This is a genomic window from Streptococcus sp. 27098_8_99, assembly GCF_041431935.1.
GTDB classification, from domain to species: Bacteria; Bacillota; Bacilli; order Lactobacillales; family Streptococcaceae; genus Streptococcus; species Streptococcus parasanguinis_D.
The window spans coordinates 31,426-51,205 of record NZ_JAPVYQ010000004.1; the positions used below are offsets into that span (position 1 = coordinate 31,426).

Sequence of the window (19,780 nt, forward strand, 5' to 3'; positions counted from 1 at the left end):
AAAGGAGGAAGAGGCCAATTCATGATATAATGAAATCAAATCTATCTCAATGAACAAACATAACTAGAAAGGAAGCCATGCCTCTTTTTCAACGAACCATCAAGCTCACCTTGGCCACCTGTTTAGCAGCTACCCTTGCTTATGCTCTGGGCTTGACCTATGCCATCTCAGCTGGCGTCATTGCCATCTTGAGTATCTCTGATACGCGTCGCAGTACCATCAAGCAGGCCTACCAGCGCTTTATGTCAACCTTGCTAGCCCTTGCTATCGGAAGTCTCGCCTTTTCCTTTTTAGGATTTAACCTTTGGGCACTGGGAGTTTTTATCGCTCTCTATGTTCCTGGTGCCTTTCTATTGGGTTGGCAGATCGGTATCACCCCTAGTACGGTGTTGGTTACCCACCTCTTGATTGAGCAGTCTACCTCCTGGGGGCTCTTGCTCAATGAACTTGCTCTCTTTTTAATTGGGACCAGCTTTGCCTTGCTGGCCAATCTCTATATGCCTTCTAATCAGGGAGCGATCGATCATTACCATGATGTTGTTGAAGACCAACTAAAGAAGATCCTTGGTCGTTTTGCGGAATTACTTGGTAAAGGGGATGGTCGCAATGATGCTCGCTTGATTAAGGAGTTGGATGGTATCCTAAAGGATGCTTTGAAGCTAGTTTATCTGGACCATTCCAACCACCTCTTTCACCAAACCAACTACCATATTCACTACTTCGAAATGCGCAAGCGGCAAAACGATATTCTGCGAGATATGGCAGAAAACGTCAATCGCTGTCAGTTAGCGGCGAGTGAAAGCATAATCCTGGCACAACTATTTAAGAAGACGGCTCAACAGTTAAGCCAGGAAAATCCTGCCCAAGATCTTCTAGATGATATTAGTCATTATTTGGCGATCTTCCGCGAACGCCCTCTTCCCAAGACCCGTGAAGAATTCGAAACACGCGCCACCTTGCTCCAACTCTTAAGAGACTTAGAAACTTTTATCCAAATCAAGGTTGATTTTTACCAACAATTTCATAAGGAAACAGAATAGACAGAGAAGCCCTTGCAAGATGCAAAGGCTTCTTTATTAGGGTAATCGTTGTAAACGCTTTCCTAAAATGGTATACTAGAACTGGAAAATAACTTTTTTTAAGGAGGGTCTTCTATATGAAGTCTTCATATAAGAAACATTTGTACACTACGACACTCAGTCTCTCAGCGGCTGTCTTGCTTTCCGTTATCGGTCATGGCCAAGCTTCAGCCGATAGCTTAGAAACTCCTCAAACGGAACCAAGCACGGTCCTTGAAGCGACACCTGCTACTGAGCAACCTGTGACAGCCGAGACGACTAGTCCCGCTACAGCCACAGAAGTAACTCCTGCTAGTCCTGCAGAAACAGCAGCGACTTCTGATGGGACTTCTACTACAGAAGTTGCTCCAACCGCTAGTCCAAGCACTACCCGTGCTACAACAACCGCTGACCAAGCGACTCGATTGGCGGATAGCACCATTTATCTCTCTGAAAAGAGTACGATTGATGACAAAGTCCAAGAAAAAGCTCAAGCTGCTGGCAAGATCAGCTGGACCTTAGACAATAAACCTCTCTCTGAGTGGAAAACCTGGGATATGGAGACAGGAGCACTGAGCAAGGATCCATTCCTCACTATCACAGAGACCGCAAACGGCAATGATCTGGATCTCCACATTGACGTGCAGGATCTCTTTGGTGAAGATCTCAGTCTTCGTAGCCCAAATAATATTCGCCGGACTTATCGCAACTACATCGGCAACCATGAACTAGTCGGAACCAATGCAGACTTGGGTGTGACCATCAATAAAACCCTTGTTTTTCGACCTTACCAAGACTACCATACGCATGAAGAAATGCTAGCTGCTATCGAAAAATCCAAGGAAGAAGCGAAACCCGATCGTTTAGTGCAGCTGGAAACCCTTGGCAAGAGTGCCCAAGGCCGGGATATGAAGATGGGGATCGTGAGCAAGGACCAAGCCAGCATCGATCACTACCTCTCTAGCACCAATCCTACAGCCTTGACTAAGCCAAGCGAAATGCTGGCCGCACTAAAAGACAAGACCTTGGATTACAAATTACCTGTCTTAGTCCACAACACCCACGCGGATGAACAGCCTGGAATTGATATCATCACTGGCCTCTTTCATACCTTTGCTACCAAGGAAAAAGTGACCTTTAACACTACAGATGAAGCTGGAAATGCTAAAACTGTAACGCTAGATATTCCAACCTTGCTCAATAAATTCATCTTCTTATTTGACTTCACGGAAAACCCAGATGGGGATGCTCTCAACCTGCGGGCCCTAGCAAACGGGCTCGATCCAAACCGGGATGCCAGCTACCAAACCAACCCTGAAGTTCGCACGGTTATCCAAATGATCAACAAATGGAATCCGATCGCTCTCTACGACTTACACGGTTTTGTCAAAGAATTCTTAATCGAACCTGCAACGCCACCACATGATCCGAACTTCGAATACGATCTTCTGTCAGACCTGATGCTAGAAAATGCCCATCATATGGGACGGGCAGGAGTTGCCAATTCTAAATACAATAGTTACATCATTCCAAAACTGGATTGGGGCGATGGCTGGGATGACTCCTTCTCTGGCTATACAGGGGTATATGCTGTCTACCATGGTATCTTAGGCCATACCATTGAAATTCCAGAAGGAAATGAAGAATCCTACAAAGCAGGTCGCAATGCTGTTCTAGGAGGGATTGACTTCCTCAACCAAGATCCGGACCGTCTCCTTGAGATGCGTCTCAACTTCTACCTGCGCGGTCTCAATAAAACCGAAGATCCAAAAGCTGAAAATGAACTGGTCGGCCCAAATGGAGAAATCGTTGGACGTGTGAAAAATGGTCGTCCGAAATTCTTCCCAGACTACTACGTCATCCCAATGAGCCTCGACAAAGACAACGATGCCCAAGAAGCCTTCAATATGATCGACTACTTCAAACGCAATGGTGTCCTCGTCAAGGAACTCAAAGAAGATATTGGCAACTATAAAAAGGGGGACTTAGTCATTGACATGGCCCAAGCCAAACGTGGCTATGCCAACCACATTCTCTACAAGGGCTCCAACGAATCTGCCTGGGCTGCTATGTACGCAGAGTTGCTAGTCAACTTCCCAGATATGAGAGGGTTCAAGTCCGAACCTGTCTTTGCGGACGGTCTTTTCAATGGAAAATTAGGAGAAGTTACTACCACCCGCGCGACTCGTACCTCTGAGATCGATCCAAAAGCTCCTTACTATGTGATCGCAAATACCTCAGCCAGTGCCGTTAAAGCTGTTAACCAGGCCATCGCGCAAGGAAAATCCGTCTACCTAACAGACGATGGCTACATCGTTGACCGCGATACCTTTGCTTCTCTCCTGCCAAACTATGCCATTTATGGGGATGCCCTCTACAAGGTGCCAAGCGGACCAACCTTGAAACCGATGAAGGTCTACTCTCCGAACTACCACTATAATTGGGCTGGAGTAGATGCGCCTGCTCATACTAGTCTGGTCCTTGAAAAATTAGGCTTCCAAATCGTCAATACGCCAGAAGAAGCGGATGTTGTTATTTTGGAAAGCAACCGCTTTGATGCTTCCATTTTTGGCAAGAAACCAACCCTTGTCATTGGTGGGGAAGCCATGCAAAAATTGGAAAAATTGGGAGTTCTTACAGGATTTGACGCTGAAAAATTAAAAGGCGGTAGTGACTACGAAGGCTTGATGAAAGCGATCATTGATGACCAGGATCCATTGACCAGCGGATACAAGAAGAATACCCTCTTCTACTCCAACTCAGGAAACTGGATTGAAAAGGTTCCAGAGCATTTCAAGACCTTGATGAGCATCGCTCCGAGTGATTATTATATTGCAGGTTGGTGGCCACATAATGATGTGCTAGCCAACAAAGTCATGGCCATCTCTGGAGAACTGATGGGACAACCTCTCTTTGTCTATGCAGGAAATCCAACCAACCGTCAACACCCTGTCCACTTCTTCCGCTGGGTAACCAATGCGATCTTTGGCAGCAAGTTAGCAAGCTTGATGGATTACGTTCCAGCTAAAGAACCAGATCAAGTGGTGGTTCCAATTCATAACCAAACAACCAATCCACAGCCAATCTTAGCCAAGAAGGATACTCCTAAAGTCCTCCTTCCACAAAAAGAAATGACAACTAAAAATGAAGAAAGTGTGCAAGCCTTGACTTACCAAGTAGGACAAAGCTTCCAAGAAAGTCCAGCCAAGGCACAATTGCCAAAAACTGGAGAAGACACAACTGCGCACTTCATTCTTTCAGGCTTCTTGCTAGCCGTTAGCGGAGGCTTCCTCCTCTTGAAAAAGAAAGAAGTTGAGTAAGTTCCAGGTTTAGACTTGGATGACATGAAAAGAACCTTCGCATCTGCGAAGGTTCTTCTTTCTATTCTACTAATTCCAACACAACCGTTTGGTAAGGGGTCAATTCTAGCACTTGGTCTCCTTCATGGAATAATCCTGCTGTATTATTTAAAACGACTATTTTAATCGGAGCTGGCAACTCCAAGGTGGCCTGGCGATTTTGGAAATTGCTGATCACCAAGAGACGCTTGTCCCCACGGCGTTCAAAGGCGATGATGTTTTCACGGTCCCGATACGCTGGAATCATATCTCCAAACCGAATGGTATTTCCATAAAGGGGATGGCGATACAAGGCTGTCAGCTGACGGTAATAATTCAAGATGGAATTTGGATCCTTTTCCTGGTCTTCCACATTGATGGCAACATCTGGTTTGGGACTGATCAACCAGGCTGTTCCATCGCTAAAGCCCAGACCTGGCTCTGCTGACCACTGCATGGGTGTCCGTGCATTGTCCCGGCTGTAGTTGGCAATTGCTGCCAAGGCTTCTTCCTCGCTCAAGCCAGCTTCTTTCGCCACATGGTAGCCATTGATGGTCGCGATATCATCAAAGTCCTCCACCGATTCAAATACTTGGTTTTCCATCCCAATTTCTTGGCCTTGGTAGATAAACGGAATTCCCTTACGCAAGATTTGAATGGTTCCCAGAGCTTTTTTACTGGTATCGTTGACTGGACCTTCCGCAATATAATGGGACACGCCACGAGGTTCGTCGTGGTTTTCAATGATGGTCGAAAGAACTCCAATGCTATCCGCGCGCTCATGCGCTTGGAAAATACTTTCCTTGAGTTCATCTGCTGTTGGAAGAGCATGGTCAAACCAGCCTTTTCCTTCCTGACCCAGCATGGTTTGTTTGAAGTCAAAGATCGAAGAGAAGACGCCATCTTTTCCAATGAAGAAATGCAATTCTTCATCAGTTTCATTGAAAACTTCCCCTACAGTGAAGGCATTGTACTTGGCAAAAGTACGCTCCTTTAACTCTTGCAAGAAAGGTTCAATCGGTTGCGCATTGACCAGAGACTCCGGTACTGGGACCAAGCCATTGTCACGATCGGACGGAAGCGAACGCCATTCTAAATCTTTTTTAATGTTGATAATAGCGTCGATCCGGAAGCCCGCGATTCCCTTGTCCAACCACCAGTTGATCATCTTGTAAATTTCTTCGCGCAAGACAGGATTTTGCCAATTAAGGTCTGGCTGATCCTTGTGGAAGGAATGGAGATAGTATTTGTTAGTACCAGGAACCGGTTCCCAGACACTGCCTCCAAAGTAACTTTCCCAGTTGTTGGGTTCCTTGTCACTTTCGATGAAGTAAAAGTAATCCGCATAAGGACCATCTGGATCCGCTAGAGCTTTTTGGAACCACTCATGATGACTGGAGCAGTGGTTGACCACCAAGTCCATGATAATGGAAATGCCCCGTTTCTTACCTTCCGCGATCAACTCTTCCATATCTTCCATCGTTCCAAAAATAGGATCAATGGCATAATAGTCAGAAATATCGTAACCCTGGTCAATAAAAGGGCCCTTGTAAATAGGGGATAACCAGAGAATGTCAATCCCTAAGTCTTGAAGGTAATCGAGTTTCTCCGTGATGCCTTTCAAATCCCCAACGCCATCACCATTGCTATCTTTAAAGCTTTTTGGGTAGATCTGATAAGCGACCTTCCCCTTCCACCAGTCTTTTTCCATGTTTTGTCTCCTTAAAATGAAAGAGACCGAGACATATCGTCTCAGTCTCTACAGTTTCAGTAGGTATTAGTATACTGTTTTTTCAGTTTCTTTGTCGAAGAAGTGAGCTTTGTTCAAGTCAAATCCAAGTTCGATGGTTTCACCAGTTCCAAGGTAGTCACGTGCATCTACTTTAGCGATGAATTCGTTGTCACCAACTTGGCAGTACAAGTGAGATTCTGAACCAAGCAATTCAGATACAGAGATGGTTGCTTTTACTACTGATTCTGGGAATGTTTCAAGGAAAGCAGCTTCTGTATTCACGTCTTCTGGACGAATACCAAAGATCAATTCTTTACCATCATAGCCTTTTTCTTTCAAGACTTTCAAAGCACCTTCTGGAACTTTCAAGTTCAATCCATTGGCAACGATGTGTCCACCTTCCAATTTCACGTTAATGAAGTTCATTGCAGGGCTTCCGATGAATCCAGCTACGAATTTGTTGACTGGGTTTTTGTACACTTCTTGTGGAGTTCCGATTTGTTCTACACGTCCAATTGTACCAGTACCTGCAGGGTTCTTAGTAGCAGACATGATAACGATACGGTCAGCCAATGTCATCGCTTCTGTTTGGTCGTGGGTTACGTAGATTGTTGTAGCTCCGATACGACGGTGGATTTTCGCGATTTCAGCACGCATGGATACACGAAGTTTAGCATCCAAGTTTGACAAAGGTTCGTCCATCAAGAACACTTTTGCATCACGGACAATGGCACGTCCCATGGCCACACGTTGACGTTGACCACCAGAAAGGTCAGCTGGTTTACGATCCAAGAATTCTTTCAAGCCAAGGATTTCAGCTGCTTCTTGTACACGTTTGTCGATATCTTCCTTGCTGTATTTACGCAATTTCAAACCAAATGCCATGTTATCGTACACAGTCATGTGTGGGTAAAGAGCGTAGTTTTGGAATACCATGGCGATATCACGGTCTTTAGGTGCCACGTTGTTTACAACAGTGCCATCGATCGAACATTCACCTTCTGTGATGTCTTCAAGACCAGCGATCATACGAAGAGTCGTTGATTTACCACATCCTGAAGGACCTACGAAAACGATAAATTCTTTGTCTTTGATGTCCAAGTTGAAGTCTTCAACTGAGTAATGTTCGCTATTTGGATATTTTTTATAAATGTGACTAAGATTCAATTCTACCATGATGGTACTCCTTTGATTTTTATAGTTCTATTGTAAATGAAAACGTTTTACAAATCTATGGCAAGTCTCACAAAAAAGAAAAAGAGTTTTGTGCAAGTTGCACAAAACTCTGGATTCATCCGTTTAAATCACATCTTGTAAAACTAAATGGTAACAAAGGGCTAGATCAGTCAGATTTTTTAACTGGAGACCCGTCAACTCCTCCCACTTATCAATCTTGTATTGGAGTGAATTGCGATGGAGATAGAGTTGCTGGGCGGCCTTGGTGACGACTGCCCCATTGTCCCAAAGAGCGACAATGATGTCCTGCAACTGGTCTTGACTCCCAATCAACTGATGCAAACGTTCTTTGATTGGGGTCAGATCCATATCTGCCTGCTCGATTCCCCACAGATAGAGTTGAGAAAAGCGATAGACGCCTTGATGCCCTTCTCGAATCCAAGCTCGAAAGACGGCCTGTTCTGCTCGGATAACCGGAGATACTTTCCCAACTTTTGACTCAGTCCATACTTGCCCGACCAGGATAGATAAACGAATATTGAAGTCATACTCCATGGCAGAGACCGTATCTTTTAAGATATCAGCCACAGCCAGCGACTGCTCTTGATCTAGAATGAGTACATAGTCCTGTCCACTCAGTTGCAAGACTGCCCGAAAGTTGGGCAAAAGCGTCTGCATCATCTCTAACCAAGAAGCCGTCCCTTCCACTGTCGAGTGCGAGAGGTGGCAATAGACGACCTGCATTTTTTTAATGACTTGAGGGGCTTCTCCCTTTCCATCGATCAGGTACTGGTACCAAGGATTAGGGGCAACCTCTTCTTCACCGCCCAACCAGGAAATCAGTTGTTTTTCTCGCTCGGTTAGCTCTTCTTCCTTCAGCAGCAGCCATTGATGAGCCTGAAGGGGAATGGCTACATAACCAGCTGGTGGATTGGCTTCATCCGTCATCTCTGCATGAGGAAACCACTCTCTGATATTTTTCACTGCTTTCTTCCTTCTTCTACTTGCTGGATGCACCAGTCAATCAGCTCTTCTAGACGAGAGATCTCCCCCGTCATATGGAGATAACCCATGACAGCCTCAAAGCCTGTCGACATGCGATAAGTTACGACATCCGCATTTTTGGCCTTGGTATGGCTATTGGTATTGCGACCGCGCTTGTAGATCTCCAACTCTTTTTCCGTCAGAATTTCTTGCTCCAGCATGCTTTCAATCAAGCTGGCCTGAGCCCTAGCAGATACATAGCGGGTGGCAGCCTGGTGAAGCTTATTGGGCTTGGTCATCCCTTGAAAAATTAGGTGTCTGCGAATATACATGGAATAGACCGCATCTCCCTCAAAGGCCAGGGCAATCCCATTGATTAGATTGACATCAATCACGTGTCCACCTTACACCTTCTTTTGTATCCAAGAGCTTGATTCCTTGTGCAGCCAATTCATCGCGAATCGCATCTGCACGTGCAAAATCTTTCTTAGCCCGCGCTTCCTGACGTTCAGCGATCAAGGCTTCAATATCTGCATCCAAGACTTCTTCGACAAAGACCACTCCAAAGACTTCTAACATCTTGGTCAAGGCATCCTTGACGTCTTGATTGTAGTGACCAGAATTGATCCATTTAGCCAATTCAAAGACGACAGTGATTCCGTTTGCCGCATTGATATCTTCATCCATAGCCACGATAAACTTGGCCACAAAGCTTTGCAAGTCTGCTGGATCCACTTCTCCTGTGAACGGTTGCTCATAGGTATTTTTCAAATATTTGAGGTTGGTCTCCGCATCGCGTACCGCTTTTTCAGTGAAGTTAATGGGCTTGCGGTAGTGCTGGGTCGCAAAGAAGAAGCGAAGCACTTGGCCGTCGATAGTCTTCAATGCATCATGCACGGTGATAAAGTTGCCTAAGGACTTGGACATCTTGACATTATCAATATTGACAAAGCCATTGTGCATCCAGTAGTTGGCAAAAGTCTTGCCTGTTTTAGCTTCAGACTGGGCAATTTCATTAGTATGGTGTGGAAACTCAAGATCGGCCCCACCACCGTGAATATCAATGGTATCGCCTAAAATCCCCGTCGACATGACTGAACACTCAATGTGCCAACCCGGACGACCAGGTCCCCAAGGGCTGTCCCAAGAAATCTCTCCTGGTTTGGCAGCTTTCCAGAGGGCAAAGTCGACTGGATTTTCCTTGCGAGCTGTTTCCTCATCTGTCCGACCAGAAGCACCTAACTCCAAGTCTTCTAGGGTTTTATTGGCTAATTTTGCATAGTTGTGGGATTTCTCCACACGGAAATAGACATCGCCTTGGCTCTCGTAGGCATAGCCTTTTTCGATCAAGTCAGCGACAAAATGAATGATGTCATCCATAAACTCAACCACACGAGGGTGGCGGGTTGCAGGTTTCACACCGAGAGCCGTTACATCCTCACGGAAAGCCGCAATATACTTGTCTGCCACTTCCTGTGGCGTAATGCCTTCTTCTTTGGCACGGTTAATGATCTTATCATCCACATCTGTAAAGTTGGAAATGTAGGCAACTTCGTAGCCACGATACTCAAAGTAGCGACGAATCGTGTCAAAGGCCACGGTTGAGCGGGCATTCCCTACGTGGATATAGTTGTAAACGGTTGGCCCACAAACATACATGCGGACCTTTCCTTCCTCGATGGGGATAAATTCTCGCAAATCACGAGACATGGTATCATAAATTTTTAACACGCTTCATTTCCTTTCTGTTTCTACTCTTTTGGCTTCAAGTAAACCACCTGAGTCTGTGTGACAAAGCCAAGCTTTTCATACAAGCGTTTGGCACCTACATTGTCATCTTCCACTGCAATCTGGAATTCCTTATCATTTTGCTCAATGAGTTGGTTGATGAGGGATTTTGCCAGATAGCTTCCGTAACCTTGCCCACGATAGACTTCAGCAAGCGCAAGTCCATAAAGGTAATTGCATTTTCCAGATACATCGACCGTACAAACGCCAATCACTTGACCTTCTTTGAGTAATATGTACAGCAGACTATCAGGATCCTTCAAGGCCTCCGAAATGTATCTGTGGCTCACTTCCGGTGCTTCCACTTCATCTGAAAAGGTTTGGTGGTGGAGCTGGTCAATGGCTTCAAGATAAGAAGGATCTGCCAAGAGCACATCGACATCCGAACGGGAATCTAATGCATAAGTGGTTCGATCACGTCCTAACCAGGTTTCTGTTTCGTCATCCTCAACCAGTCCCCAATTGCTGGCAAAATCAGGATGATTCTCTAGAAAAATACGCTCTGTCTGAAAAGTCACAGACTCAATTGGATAAGATGCCGTTTCTTTCTCAAAACTTCTATACAAAGCCCGCGCAATGCCTCGACGACGATGATTAGGGTGGACCAGGATCGCCACATCCACATCTTGGTCATCTGCATAGACGGTTAATAGGCCAACAAGTTCACCTTTTTCATAATAAAGGAAAAAGGCGGGCATATCGGGGTCAAAATTTAGCATATTGGAGAGATAAGGATCCCGAAACGTTCCGTCATAGTTCTGACAGACTGCAATAAGGGCCTTTGCTTCCAGTAGTTGGTGGTCATTCAATGTATTGGTTGATTGAATCACGTAGCGATCTCCTTACAAGCTCGAAGACCGATGGCTAGCTTCCTTAGCATGCTCCAGCTTGTTCATGTAGTATTCCCGTTTTTCTTCTTCTTGGTGAATAACCGGTTCGTCTTTTCGACCGTGCACCCGCACGATCTTGGCAGGAACACCTACAACGGTCACATCACTTGGTACATCTGAGACCACGACAGCTCCTGCTCCGACTTTGGCCTTGGCTCCGATTTCCACTGGGCCGATGACTTGGGCATGAGCGGAGACCAAGGCTCCTTCACGTACCGTTGGATGGCGTTTGCCGACATCCTTTCCTGTTCCCCCAAGGGTCACCCCGTGGTAGAGCATAACGCCTTTTTCAACAATGGCTGTTTCCCCGATAACGAGGCCCGCTCCATGGTCGATAAAGACACCAGAAGCAATGGTCGCACCTGGATGGATCTCAATCTGGGTCCAAAAACGCCAGAATTGGCTGTGCATCCGCGCCAAGAGCTTAAAACCATGGTTCCACAAAAAGTGGGAAACACGGTGAGCTGCCAGTGCTTTGACTCCCGGATAGGTCAAAAGGACCTCCAGCGAGGTACGCGCTGCTGGGTCATTTTCTTTTACAATATTGATGGTTTCACGCCACCATCCCATACCGTGCTCCTCCTTTTCTAATGCTTATTCTGAATCTTTTTGTGTAATGGTAAAGTCTTTTTTAGGTTTGTGGTCTTTATTGTGGTGACGAGGACGATCGCCATGACGAGGACCCTTTTCACCTTTTTCTTCTGAATGTTCAGGTTTTGGCGGACGTGGCAATAGTGCCTTCATAGAAGCATCGACACGACCTTTTTCGTCAATCTTGATAATCTTAACATCCACTTCATCGCCAATCGCTACCAAGTCTTCGACACGGTTGGTGCGCGTCCAAGCCATTTCAGAGATATGAACGAGGGCATCCGTCTTGTCAAAGAGGTTGACAAAGGCTCCGAATTTCTCGATCCGCACCACTTTGGCATGGTAGACTTCATCCACTTTGGCTTCACGAACCAAACCAGCAATGATTTCCTTGGCACGGTTAATCGCATCTTGGTCGCTCGAATAGATCGATACGTTCCCTTCTTCGTCGATATCAATCTTAACACCTGTTTCAGCGATGATCTTATCGATGGTTTCTCCACCCTTACCGATGACAATCTTGATCTTGTCGACATCAATCTTGATGGTATCAATTTTTGGAGCAGTTGGTGCCAATTCTGGACGCACTTCTGGAATCGTTGCTTCAATCACATCAAGGATTTCAAAACGAGCTTTCTTGGCTTGGGCAAGCGCTTCTGTCAAGATTTCTGCAGTAATCCCTTGGATCTTGATATCCATTTGAAGGGCTGTGATCCCGTCACGAGTTCCAGCAACCTTGAAGTCCATATCTCCAAAGTGGTCTTCCAAACCTTGGATATCGGTCAATACTGTATAGTTATTTCCATCTGAGATCAGACCCATGGCAATACCAGCTACTGGGGCCTTGATTGGCACACCACCAGCCATAAGGGCAAGTGTTCCCGCACAGATAGAGGCTTGAGATGAAGAACCATTTGATTCCAATACTTCTGCTACCAAACGGATGGCATATGGGAATTCTTCCAAGCTTGGCAATACTTGAGCAAGGGCACGCTCACCAAGAGCACCGTGACCAATTTCACGACGACCAGGCGCACCATAACGACCTGTTTCACCAACCGAGTATTGAGGGAAGTTATAGTGGTGCATAAAGCGTTTCTTGTACTCAGGATCCAAACCATCGATGATTTGCGTTTCACCCATTGGTGCCAAGGTCAAGACAGAAAGGGCTTGCGTTTGTCCACGTGTAAAGAGTCCAGAACCGTGTACGCGAGGAAGGTAGTCGACTTGTGCATCCAAAGGACGAATTTCATCGACCTTACGACCATCCGGACGAACCTTGTCTTCTGTAATCAAACGGCGCACTTCTGCGTGTTCCATTTGTTCCAAGATTTCAGCCACGTCCCGCATGATGCGGTCAAATTCTTCGTGGTCGGCATATTTTTCTTCGTAAACTGCTGTGACTTGGTCTTTGACTGCTTGAGTTGCAGCTTCACGCGCCAATTTTTCTTCAACTTGAACCGCTTTTTGAAGGTCACTGTTGTAGGCTGCGATGATTTCAGCCTGCAAGTCAGCATCTACATGAAGCAATTCCACTTCTGCTTTTTCTTTCCCAACTGCCGCAACGATTTCTTCTTGGAAGGCAATCAATTCTTTAACGGCTTCGTGCCCTTTAAGAAGAGCTTCCAACATGATTTCTTCTGACAATTCTTTGGCACCAGACTCTACCATGTTGATAGCGTGCTTGGTACCAGCTACTGTCAATTCAAGAAGCGATTGCTCTGCTTGTTCTTGAGTAGGGTTGATGACGATTTCTCCGTCAACATAGCCCACTTGTACCCCAGCGATAGGTCCGTCAAACGGAATATCTGAGATAGACAAGGCCAAGGATGAACCAAACATAGCTGCCATTGGGGCAGATGCATTTTCATCGTAAGAAAGGACTGTGTTGATGACTTGCACTTCGTTACGGAAACCTTCCGCAAACATTGGACGGATCGGACGGTCAATCAAACGCGCTGTCAAAGTCGCATCTGTAGAAGGACGACCTTCCCGTTTCATAAAGCCACCAGGAAATTTCCCAGCCGCATACATTTTTTCTTCGTAGTTGACTTGAAGTGGGAAGAAATCCCCAGTTGCCATCTTCTTAGACATGACAGCTGCCGTCAAGACAGTTGACTCCCCGTAACGCACGACAACAGCGCCATTTGCTTGCTTGGCAACCTGGCCAGTCTCTACGATTAACTCACGACCCGCAAAAGTCGTTTGAAACACTTGTTTTGTCATTGTAATCCCCTTTGGATTGATAAAATTATACGACTTGCCTACAAAGATCAAGATACTAAGGCCGCAAAAAGCAAAGTAAAAATAGGAAACTGGCGAAGTCTTCGATGAAGACAAGACAGTTTATCTTTTTTACACAGCTTTTCGGCCGGGTTCAATTACGCATGATAGCATAGATTGACGCAGTGTGCCACGCACACTAGGAAATCTATCTTTTTCACTAGGGATTTAGCCCGTGTTCAACTATCAAGATACCAAGCCGTTAAGCAACTCAAAGGAAAATAGAAAATCGAACGACGGAGCGAACGCTCCTAGGTAGATTTATCTTTTTCCACAGAGTTGTAGGCGGGTTCAATTACTCAAGATATTTTGGACGGTTCGGCTTGCCGAACATTTCTGTAGAAAAATAGGAAGGTGACGCCACACTCGATGAGTGCTAGGAAGCTGATCTTTTTTCCTAAGAAATGAGGCCAAAATTCAATTACTCAAGATACCCAGGCCACCCATCTCAACGAGATAGGAATTTCGACAGCCCATCTGTATGTTATATCCTCATCTTTGTATCCAAGCACGTATACCTTTTATTTTAACATATTCAAGCCCAAAAGAAAAAGGCTTTAAGGGCCTTTTTCTGCGAATCTTCCAAGAGACCTATATAAAAATTTTAGATCCAGGTATAGCTTCTATTTATTTTTAAGATTTCGCGAATTCAGTGCTGTCGACATAAAAGCGTGTTTTGTGGGTTCCACCCTTGTAATTCTTGTTGTTGCGTTTCAAGACAAAACGTCTGTATGGATCGGAAGTTCCTTGGATGGTCGTTGTCACTTCAACTGAATCTTCATTGATCACCCATTCATCCGGTGAAGGAATTTCCATCGGTGGCATCGCTCCGCCACGACCACCAGATACAATTTCGTAAAAGGCCTTGTCTTTTGTCGAATAGATCCGGCCATCTTTCTTTTCATTTGTTAGTTGGATCAACTGGTCTTGTGACAGACTACGGATAGAGTCCGAGATCTCTTCAGCATTCAATTTATCAATGATATCTTGTAAATTATAGGTTTCTGGCGTGTAGGTATTGAAGTAATCAATGAACATGTCTTGCGAGTAGCCTTCAACTGCACTGTGATCATTGTTCAACTCCAGCAAACGAGTCGGTTGCACCTGAAGTGAATAGGTCAAAGACGCACTGTTTTCAATGATCGAGTAGATATCCGCTTGGTCTGCTTTTGACAAGGTTCCAATGGCTTCTTTATCATGTTCATCTGACTTAGCTTCTTCTGTTTGCTCTTTTTCTTGGGCTTTGTCAGATGATTTTTTGACCGATGAAGCTCCTACCGGACTGTGCTTACGCTCATAGCGTTTTGGAGCGCAAGCTGCTAGGGAAAGCAAGAGGGCTGCAGCTAGTAAATATGTTCCAATTTTTTTCATGTTTGTCTCCTTATTTTTTAGTTCACACGGTAGTACAAATCGTTCCCATTCGTAGCATCACTCTTACTCCAGTAAATGGATTCACTGCCACCTTCTCTTGAAGGAATGAAAAGAATAGGCGTGTCATTCGTTGCCCCAGGCATCCGACTAACTCCGTGTAAATTGCCTTCCTTGAAGTAAAAACCAGAAAATTGAACACCATTGACAGCACTACCATTGACCTTCACAATTCCTTGCGCATCAAACTCAATACTCGTACCGTACTTATTTTTCCAAACTCCCGCTACACTTGAGAAATTTCCAGCTTTTATTTCATCTAGATTCATCTCAGTGCTTGTTTTGGCAGGGGCAGGAGCTGATTCGGCATTTCCATCCACTCGCGTTGTATAGTCAAGGGCAATCCAGCCTTGTCCAGATTCTAATTTGCCCCAGGTATGACCATCCGCATCTATGGTTTCCGTAATGGTATGAGTTCCTTTTGCGATCATTCCTGCAGATGGAGCTGAAGTAGATGGTTCTTTTCGAATACGAAGATCCGACACACTGACTTGCACTTGGAAGCTTTCTGATTTTTTCTCTTCTGCTTTTGCTGTTGATTTGGAATCCCCTGAACCGTCAAAAGTTTTCCAGTCCAGCTTACTGAGGTCCAACTGCTTGGCTGAAATCCCAAGAGCCTTCTCTGCTGTTTGGTCCCCACCAATTTGAATGGTTGCTTTCTTTTCTTCCTTGGCTTCCCCTTTTCCTAGCGAATAAAGGGTCAATTCCCGGTCTGGGCTCACAGATTGCCAAGTGGCGTAGACAATTTGCCCATTATCAAAAAGGTCTAGGCTGGAGCGATAGCCACCAACCGCAGCTGTATAAGCTGTATGGAGCAATTCGGCTTCTTGACCCTTGAGGTAATAGATGGCAGAAACGTATTGTTTTTTTCCAGTGTATTGATTGGACACCAAGAGCTCATCCACACCATCTTTGTTCAAGTCTGTAAAAGCGTATTGGAAGGTTACCGGAGTTCCTAAGCGCTCCAAAGCATCTAGATAGATGCTTTCTTCTGAGCCAGATTTTATCTTACCTAATTCCGCAAACAGGCCTGACTTATCGCCATTTTTAAGAGCTGTATCATACTTAGCATACCGCTCCAAAACCTCTTGATAATACTTTTGACCTGTATCCTTCTTTTCTTTTTTGACCGATGAAGAGCTTGCCGTATTCGGCTTACTTTGACGTTCATAGCGTTTGGGCGTGCAAGCCACTAAAGATAGAACGGACACACCCGCCAATAGTGAAATCATAACCTTTTTCATAAAAACCTCCTCATATCTATCCTAGTATATCAAAAATGGTCAATTTTCCCAGCTCTTTTCAAGATTTTTACACAAGCATTTTCCCCTCTCCCTCTATGTTTCTGCCCTTTTTTCTGATATACTTAGTATAGTTATTTGATCAAAAGGAGAACACTATGGAATTAAAAAAACGTTCTGAATTTCCTGAGAATGAACTTTGGGACCTCACAGCCCTCTACCAAGACCAGGAAGACTTCTTGCGTGCCATTGAAAAAACACGTGAAGAAATCAATGAATTTGTCCGTAACTACAAGGGTAAGCTCCACACTTTTGAAGACTTTGAAGCTGCCTTTGCGATCTTCGAACAAATTCAGATCCAACTCAGCCACATCGGTAACTACAGCTTTATGCCCCAAACGACGGACTTTGGCGATGAAGTTTTTGCAGAAATTGCCCAAGCAGGGATGGATTTCGAAACTTGGGCCAGCGTCGAACTCTCTTTCTTTGATGATGCCTTAGTCGAAGCGGATGAAGAAGTCCTTGAACGTCTCGGACAACTCCCTCACCTCACTTTTGCCATTCGTCAGGCTAAAATCAAAAAAGCTCACTACTTGGGAGCTGATGTGGAAAAAACTCTGACCAACCTTGGTGAAGTCTTCTACGGACCGCAAGACATCTATACCAAGATGCGGGCAGGTGACTTTGAAATGGCTGATTTTGAAGTGGATGGAAAAGTCTACAAGAATAGTTTTGTCACCTATGAAAACTTCTACCAAAACCATGAGAATGCGGAAGTCCGTGAAAAAGCCTTTCGTTCTTTCTCAGAAGGCCTCCGCAAGCACCAAAACACGGCTGCTGCTACCTATCTAGCCCAAGTCAAATCTGAAAAACTAATCGCAGACATGCGAGGTTACGACTCAGTCTTTGACTATCTCTTGGCTGAACAGGAAGTGGATCGTGCTATGTTTGACCGTCAGATCGACCTGATCATGAAAGACTTCGCTCCGGTCGCTCAAAAATTCCTCAAACACGTGGCCAAGGTCAACGGCCTTGAGAAAATGACCTTTGCTGATTGGAAGTTGGACTTGGACAGTGCGCTCAACCCAGATGTCACCATTGATGACGCTTATGACTTGGTCATGAAATCCGTAGCACCTCTTGGGGAAGAATATTCTCGCGAAATTGCCCGCTACCAAACCGAACGTTGGGTCGACTTTGCGGCCAATGAAGGCAAGGATTCCGGTGGTTATGCAGCCGATCCTTACCGTGTCCATCCTTATGTTCTGATGAGTTGGACAGGACGGATGAGCGATGTTTACACCCTAATCCACGAGATCGGACACTCTGGTCAATTCATCTTCTCAGACAACAACCAAAGCTACTTCAACGCCCACATGTCGACCTACTATGTGGAAGCTCCTTCTACCTTTAACGAGCTCCTCCTCAGCGACTACTTGGAACACCAGTTTGACGATCCTCGTCAAAAACGCTTTGCCCTAGCTCACCGTTTGACAGACACCTACTTCCACAACTTCATCACCCACTTGCTAGAAGCAGCTTTCCAACGCAAGGTCTACACCCTGATTGAAGAAGGTGGAACCTTCGGCGCTAGCAAGCTCAATAGCATCATGAAGGAAGTCTTGACCGAATTCTGGGGAGACGCTGTTGAAACAGATGACGATGCGGCTTTGACCTGGATGCGCCAAAGCCACTACTACATGGGACTTTACAGCTACACCTACTCAGCTGGATTAGTAATCTCAACAGCGGGTTACTTGCATTTGAAAAACTCTGAAAACGGAGCTAAAGATTGGCTGGACCTCCTCAAATCAGGCGGTAGCAAGACACCACTTGAGTCAGCCATGATTATCGGAGCAGATATCTCAACGGACAAACCACTTCGCGATACCATCCAATTCCTTTCAGACACTGTGGATCAAATCATTGCTTACAGTGCAGAATTGGGAGAATAAAATTCAAAAAAAGCTAAAGAAGGTTCATTCTTCTTTAGCTTTTTTGCTTTTTAACTCAACTCAGCCACAATGGCCTTAATTTGTGCTGCGGTATGCACTCCTGCTACTTGTTTAACAACCTGCCCATCTTTTTTAAAGAGCAAGGTTGGGATGGACATAATGCCGAAAGCACGCGCTGTTTCTGGATTTTCGTCCACATCCATTTTTAGGATTTTTAACTCATCTTCCGAAAGTTCTTCCGATAATTTTTCTAAAATAGGAGCTTGCATGCGACATGGACCACACCAGGTTGCCCAAAAGTCTACCAAGACCAAGCCTTCTTTTGTTTCTGCTTCAAATGTTGCGTCTGTAATTGCTTTTGCCATTTTCTTTCTCCTTTAGTTTTGGTACTGGGTCAAATCTTGCTTCATTAAATAGAAGAAGACATCTCCGTAAGTCCCTTGGTAGTCCAACTCATGCCCATTATAGGTCAGTTTCACAACAGGATAAAAATCTGCTACCCCAATCAAGCAGGCTTGTTGGGAGCGTTCAAACTCTTCGTAGGAATCAAAATGCATGACTCTTTCTTGTTTTGCACCGTCTAGATATGTAATATCAATCATGTCGATAACCTCTATTTCTTATGATGCATCAATTGTAACTCTAGATATTACATCTGTCAAACAAAACGACTTCCTCAGAATGATGGATCTCGTTCGATAAGGAAAAGACAGCAAAAAAGCCCTCTGAATCCAGAGGGCTGTTTTGAACTCGGGCTAAAATCAGGTGAAAACAAAAAATCTCCCCGAAGGGAGATAGATCTGGTCTATTTTACCTTACGATGCTAGGAACCGTAGCCGAAGATTATACTCGAGTATATCGAGGCAAGGTGACAACGCAGCGTAAGTGGAAAATAGAGCAGATTAACGACGAAGTCCAAGAGAGTTGATCAACTCACGGTAACGGTTAACGTCGTTCTTACGAAGGTAAGCCAACAAGTTACGACGGCGACCGATTTTCTTCATCAAACCACGGTAAGTAGCGTGGTCTTTTTTGTGTTGTTTGATGTGGTCGTTCAAGTGGTTGATTTCCCAAGTAAGGACAGCAACTTGTACTTCTACTGAACCAGTGTCACCTTCGTGACGTGCGTATTGTGCAATGATTTCATTTTTTTTCTCTTTTGAGATTGCCATGATAAGCTCCTTTTCTTTATGCTCTATCCGAGTGGCAGGTTTGGCATATCCTGCTACCAAGAAAGAGTTAGTTGTCTATTCGACCTTCTTATTCTACCAAGATTTCATCTTTCTGTCAAACACTTATGTTTCCTTCAAGATGGA

General features: G+C 45.1%; 16 protein-coding genes. 3 read left to right on the plus strand and 13 right to left on the minus strand.

The window, feature by feature from the left end; genetic code table 11:
• Window positions 1-77 precede the first annotated feature (77 nt).
• Complete coding sequence (locus O3605_RS03300) at window positions 78-1,040, plus strand: aromatic acid exporter family protein (RefSeq protein WP_049487803.1); 963 nt, start codon at window positions 78-80, stop codon at window positions 1,038-1,040.
• Between the two features lie 116 nt (window positions 1,041-1,156).
• Entirely contained in the window at window positions 1,157-4,378 is a 3,222-nt protein-coding gene (locus O3605_RS03305; protein WP_371585256.1) for an LPXTG-anchored zinc carboxypeptidase, read from the plus strand.
• A gap of 61 nt (window positions 4,379-4,439) precedes the next feature.
• On the opposite strand, the gene O3605_RS03310 is transcribed toward O3605_RS03305, so the two are convergent.
• The 10 genes from O3605_RS03310 to O3605_RS03355 all read right to left on the minus strand — a co-directional run bounded on the left by O3605_RS03310 (window position 4,440) and on the right by O3605_RS03355 (window position 16,512).
• A complete protein-coding gene (locus tag O3605_RS03310) occupies window positions 4,440-6,107 on the minus strand; it encodes an alpha-glucosidase (RefSeq protein ID WP_371585257.1) in 1,668 nt (555 codons plus the stop codon).
• Between the two features lie 66 nt (window positions 6,108-6,173).
• Window positions 6,174-7,304 carry an ABC transporter ATP-binding protein gene (locus O3605_RS03315; protein WP_003010064.1) on the minus strand — a complete coding sequence of 377 codons (1,131 nt, stop codon included), beginning with the start codon at window positions 7,302-7,304 and terminating at the stop codon, window positions 6,174-6,176.
• A gap of 123 nt (window positions 7,305-7,427) precedes the next feature.
• Window positions 7,428-8,288, minus strand: coding sequence for a helix-turn-helix domain-containing protein (locus tag O3605_RS03320; RefSeq protein WP_371585258.1), 861 nt, complete (start codon window positions 8,286-8,288; stop codon window positions 7,428-7,430).
• Window positions 8,285-8,683, minus strand: a complete 399-nt coding sequence (locus O3605_RS03325) for a Mini-ribonuclease 3 (RefSeq protein WP_371474242.1) — start codon at window positions 8,681-8,683, stop codon at window positions 8,285-8,287. The genes O3605_RS03320 and O3605_RS03325 overlap by 4 nt, the downstream gene beginning before the upstream one ends.
• Window positions 8,676-10,019 carry a cysteine--tRNA ligase gene (gene cysS, locus O3605_RS03330; RefSeq protein WP_371585259.1) on the minus strand — a complete coding sequence of 448 codons (1,344 nt, stop codon included), beginning with the start codon at window positions 10,017-10,019 and terminating at the stop codon, window positions 8,676-8,678. Before cysS ends, O3605_RS03325 begins: the two co-directional genes overlap by 8 nt.
• A 20-nt stretch (window positions 10,020-10,039) precedes the next feature.
• Complete coding sequence (locus O3605_RS03335) at window positions 10,040-10,906, minus strand: GNAT family N-acetyltransferase (protein ID WP_371585260.1); 867 nt, start codon at window positions 10,904-10,906, stop codon at window positions 10,040-10,042.
• 12 nt (window positions 10,907-10,918) lie between these two features.
• Window positions 10,919-11,536 carry a serine O-acetyltransferase gene (gene cysE / locus O3605_RS03340; RefSeq protein WP_003018264.1) on the minus strand — a complete coding sequence of 206 codons (618 nt, stop codon included), beginning with the start codon at window positions 11,534-11,536 and terminating at the stop codon, window positions 10,919-10,921.
• Window positions 11,537-11,560: 24 nt separating this feature from the next.
• The gene (gene pnp / locus O3605_RS03345; RefSeq protein WP_070505370.1) at window positions 11,561-13,783 is read right to left on the minus strand and encodes a polyribonucleotide nucleotidyltransferase; all 2,223 of its coding nucleotides are present in this window, start codon (window positions 13,781-13,783) and stop codon (window positions 11,561-11,563) included.
• Between the two features lie 690 nt (window positions 13,784-14,473).
• A complete protein-coding gene (locus O3605_RS03350) occupies window positions 14,474-15,211 on the minus strand; it encodes a hypothetical protein (RefSeq protein ID WP_371585261.1) in 738 nt (245 codons plus the stop codon).
• Window positions 15,212-15,228: 17 nt separating this feature from the next.
• Window positions 15,229-16,512, minus strand: coding sequence for a DUF6287 domain-containing protein (locus O3605_RS03355; protein WP_371585262.1), 1,284 nt, complete (start codon window positions 16,510-16,512; stop codon window positions 15,229-15,231).
• 155 nt (window positions 16,513-16,667) lie between these two features.
• Between O3605_RS03355 and pepF the strand changes: the two genes are divergently transcribed.
• Window positions 16,668-18,464 carry an oligoendopeptidase F gene (pepF, locus tag O3605_RS03360; RefSeq protein WP_371585263.1) on the plus strand — a complete coding sequence of 599 codons (1,797 nt, stop codon included), beginning with the start codon at window positions 16,668-16,670 and terminating at the stop codon, window positions 18,462-18,464.
• A gap of 50 nt (window positions 18,465-18,514) precedes the next feature.
• Here the strand turns inward: pepF and trxA are convergent, their stop codons facing one another.
• From trxA to rpsO, 3 genes are all read right to left on the minus strand, one after another.
• The gene (trxA, locus tag O3605_RS03365) at window positions 18,515-18,829 is read right to left on the minus strand and encodes a thioredoxin (protein WP_003013593.1); all 315 of its coding nucleotides are present in this window, start codon (window positions 18,827-18,829) and stop codon (window positions 18,515-18,517) included.
• Between the two features lie 12 nt (window positions 18,830-18,841).
• Window positions 18,842-19,066, minus strand: a complete 225-nt coding sequence (locus O3605_RS03370) for a DUF4649 family protein (RefSeq protein WP_003004724.1) — start codon at window positions 19,064-19,066, stop codon at window positions 18,842-18,844.
• Window positions 19,067-19,366: 300 nt separating this feature from the next.
• The gene (rpsO, locus tag O3605_RS03375; protein ID WP_004193424.1) at window positions 19,367-19,636 is read right to left on the minus strand and encodes a 30S ribosomal protein S15; all 270 of its coding nucleotides are present in this window, start codon (window positions 19,634-19,636) and stop codon (window positions 19,367-19,369) included.
• Between the last annotated feature and the right edge of the window lie 144 nt (window positions 19,637-19,780).